The sequence below is a fragment of the Anaeromusa sp. genome (assembly GCF_028691475.1).
GTDB lineage: Bacteria > Bacillota > Negativicutes > Anaeromusales > Anaeromusaceae > Anaeromusa.
This window is the reverse complement of the sequence record NZ_JAQUZF010000172.1, coordinates 1-3,854: the sequence shown is the minus strand read 5'-3', so window position 1 is coordinate 3,854 and position 3,854 is coordinate 1. Positions and strand designations below refer to the sequence as shown.

The window sequence follows — 3,854 nt, the reverse complement described above, 5'->3', positions numbered from 1 at the left end:
CCATTCCCCACATGAATGCTTAAATCTTTCATCCGCGACGGGTCGTTGCGGTCTGAAGCGTCAAAGCGGAAGAGCATGCTGATGGTTCGGTCTGTTTCTCGGTATTCCGACAGCGGCGCGCCCGAAAGCTGCGTCTGCAGCGCCATGGCCAGCGCCTGGGAGGAAACGCCAAGACTTCTTGCCTTGTCCTGGTCCACTTCCAAATGCATAACCTTGCTTTTTTCATTCCAGTTCAAGTTGACGTTTTTCACCTTCGGATGCTGCGCCATAATGGGCTCCATCTGTTGGGCAATGTCCCGCACCTTATTCGGGTCCTCTCCGGTCACCCGCAGCATGATCGGATAATCCGCCGCAGGACCGTTGCTGATAACCTTAATATGCTGCTGCACTTCCGGAAAATCATTGGCAAGCTGCTTGCTCAGCTTTTCCCGCAGTTCATTGCGCGCCTTGTAGTCTTTGGCGACAATGATGAACTCTGTGAAATTGGTCTTATTAAAAGTCGGCTCAAAGCTAAGGACAAAACGGGGCGCTCCTTCGCCCACATGATAGGTATAGTAGGAAATAAGAGGATGGCCCTCCAGCTGCTGAGCAAACTGCTTAGCCACTTCCTCGGTTTTATCAATACTGGCGCCTTCTTGCAGCTTTAACTGCACAATCAGCTCCGGACGCGTCGACGAGGGGAAAAACTCGTGATTCACCAGGCCCAGTAACAGGATAGCCCCAAAAAAGCAGCCCACCGTAGCGGCCAATACCGTCCGCCTGTGGCATAAGCACCAGTTGAGGAGGCGCTTAAACCAGGCGTAAAAGGGCGTATCATGCACGCTGACAACTTCGCCTTCCGCGTCCCCTGCCTTAGGCTTTACGCGAATAAACAAGTAACCCAAAAGCGGCGTCGCCGTACCGGCCACGACCCAGGAGGAAATTAGGGCGATGACCACCACATAGAAGAGAGTTACGCAATACTCCGAGCCGCCACCGGCTGCAAAGCCCACCGGAATGAAGCTGGCGCAGGTCACCAGCTCGCCGGTCAGCCTCGGATAGGCTGTCGACGTATAGGCAAAGCAGGCGGCGTTAAAACGGCTCCAGCCCTCCTCCATCTTGACCACCATCATTTCAATGGTAATGATGGCGTCGTCCACCAAGAGGCCCAGGGCAATAATCAGCGCCCCTAAGGAGATGCGCTGCAAATCGATGCCCAATAGCTTCATGCAGGTAAAGACAATAGCGATAACCAAGGGAATGCACACAGCGACAATAATGCCGGAACGCGAGCCTAAGCTGACAAAACCGACAATCAACACGATCACGATGGCTTCCATCAACGATTTAGTAAAATCACTAATCGAGTTGGCCACCACCTGCGGCTGATTTACCGTCTGATGCAGTTCCATGCCGCCTGGCAGCGCTTTTTGGATCTGCTTAATGGCAGTCTCCAGGGACTCCCCGATGGTAAGGATGTTGCCCCCGACTTCCATGGCCAAAGAAATGCCGATGGCCGGCTGACCGTTATAGAAAAACTTAGGATCGCCTGGGTCCGCATAGGCGCGGGTCACCTTGGCAATATCCCCCAAGCGGAAGGTCCGGCCATTCGCCTGAATAGGCAGGCTGCGAATCTCGTCTACCTTTTCAAACATGCCGGTGACGCGCAAATAGACATTATCCGCCTTCGTCTCGATCATGCCCGCCGGCGCCATGGCATTTTGGCTTTGAATGGCGGCGGTAATAAGAGCGGGGTCAATGCCGAGCTGCGCCATCTTGGCGTTTTCGATTTCAATAAAGATTTTTTCTTGCTGTACGCCGAGCAAGTTTACCTTCTTCACACTGGGAACGCCTAAAAGAGTACGGCGCACTTTTTCCGCCTTTTCCCGGAGTTCTTCATAGGTATAACCGTCGCCAGTGAGCGCGTAAACAACGCCGTACACTTCGTCAAAGCGGTCATTAAAGCCGGGCGGCATCACGCCAGCCGGCAGGGTACCCTTAATATCGTCCACCATGTGCCTGGCTTCCACCCAGCGATTGCGGATTTCCGCCTTAGGCACCGTTTCTTTTACATTTACATAGATGACACTGTAGCCAGGCATGGAATAGCTTTTCAAATAATCCAGCCCCGGCAGATCCTGCAGCTTGCGCTCGATTTTATCAGTAACCTGCTCCTCCACCTGCAGGGCTGTCGCCCCCGGCCAAGCTACGGTCACCACCATCTGCTTGATCGTAAAATCCGGGTCTTCCATACGGCCCAGATTCTTATACGAAACAATGCCTGCCAAAAAGAACAAGACAATGAAAAAATATAAAAAGTGCTTATGTTTTAAAGTCCACTCCGTGAGATTGAACTGGTTCATAGAGTGCCACCGCCCAGGCTGATACGCTGACCTTCGCGGAACTTATGCACCCCAGCCGCAATAATGCGTTCTCCCGGCTGCAGCCCTTCCACTACCTGCACAGAATCGCTGCCGTATTGCCCCAGTTTTACCATACGCAACGATAAAGTTCCCTCTGCCTGCACCACCCAAAGGCCCGGCTGGCTGCCATTTTGGTAAATAGCAGTAAGCGGCACCGTTAACACCGGCTGACTGCTTCCCTGGCCGACAGTTACCGACGCCGTCATGCCCAGCTTGACTTCCGGCGGCGTTTGGTTCAAGGCGACGCGCACTTTAAAGGTCCGTGTCACCGGATCGGCCATCGGCGCCACTTCGCGCACAGTCCCTTCGATCACCCGGTTAGCAAGAGCCCAAAACGTAACCTGCACCGTCCCTGCCTGATTAAGTTCTGCCAGGCGGTTTTCAGGCACGCTGATTTCGATTTCCCGTTCCCCGTTTTGAATTACCGTAGCGATCGGCTGCCCGGCGCTGACCACTTGACCAATTTCCGCAGTCAGTTCCGAAACAACACCGGCATGATCCGCCCTCAGCAGCGTGTACTCCATTTGATTGCCGCTCTGCGCCTGCTGCGCCTCTGCCTGCTGTACCGCAGCCAGCGCCGCGTCATAGGCAGTCACATACTGATCATATACCATTTGGCTCACCGCGCCGTTTTGGCACAGCCGCTGATAACGTTCCCTATTTTTCTCCGCCAAGCGCAGCTGCGATTGGGCAGACGCCACTTGTGCGTTCATACTGCTTACCGTCTGCTGCACATCTTTGGGGTCGATCTGCAAGAGCACATCCCCCGCCTGCACCGCGCTGCCTAGCTGCACGTTGCGCTTCACGATTTTACCATTCACCTGAAAAGCCAGCTTGCTTTCGTAACGCCCCCGCACTTCGCCAGCATACGCGTAGCTTTGAGCCTCTTTTTTAGCGCCCACCACCAGCGTTCTCGCCGTAGGCAGCTCTTCCTCCACCACTTGAGGCTGATTCTTGAGATTCCAGACGATTCCTCCTGCTGCCGCTACGCCGATCAACACAGCGGCTACCACGCAATACAACCTTTTTCTCGGTATCTGGGACCAGTATTTTTGCATAGGTCTCTCTCCTTTTATCATAGATATCTATATTTATTTTGAATGCGTTCAATGAATAATCAAATAAAAACCCGCAACCTAAGCGGAAGATACGGATTTCACACTAGAAGTTAAGTACCCGCAAAAGCAATTCTTTATTTGAATGCATTCAATTAAATGGCAAAAAAGACGCAGAAAGTTTTCTTCCTGCGAAAATTCACCTCGCCATTACAGACTCAACGTAAGACGCATCGTCTTCGGCTTCAACCCCAAAAGCGTTTCCAGCAATTGCTCCGCCAAGCGCAGACGCACCACCACTTGCTGGCGGGAAAGTTTAGCCTGCATGGCCTCAATCATCACTTCACCGAATTTCAGAATAAAGTTCAAAACCGCTTCCGTGTCCACCACTTGGAAC

General features: G+C 53.0%; 3 protein-coding genes. All 3 read right to left on the bottom strand.

Annotated features, from left to right (window positions below; genetic code table 11):
- Positions 1-2,342, bottom strand: a 2,342-nt coding sequence (locus PHF27_RS13700) for an efflux RND transporter permease subunit (RefSeq protein WP_300071242.1), incomplete at its 3' end; no start/stop codon positions are given.
- A complete protein-coding gene (locus PHF27_RS13695; RefSeq protein WP_300071239.1) occupies positions 2,339-3,460 on the bottom strand; it encodes an efflux RND transporter periplasmic adaptor subunit in 1,122 nt (373 codons plus the stop codon). The genes PHF27_RS13700 and PHF27_RS13695, both read right to left, overlap by 4 nt.
- A 207-nt stretch (positions 3,461-3,667) precedes the next feature.
- Positions 3,668-3,854: hypothetical protein (locus tag PHF27_RS13690; RefSeq protein ID WP_300071236.1), on the bottom strand; the 187-nt coding region annotated here is incomplete at its 5' end.

Excerpts from the sequence above, each read along its gene's own strand:
- PHF27_RS13695 (WP_300071239.1), bottom strand. The coding sequence starts at position 3,460 with ATGCAAAAATACTGGTCCCAGATACCGAGAAAAAGGTTGTATTGCGTG.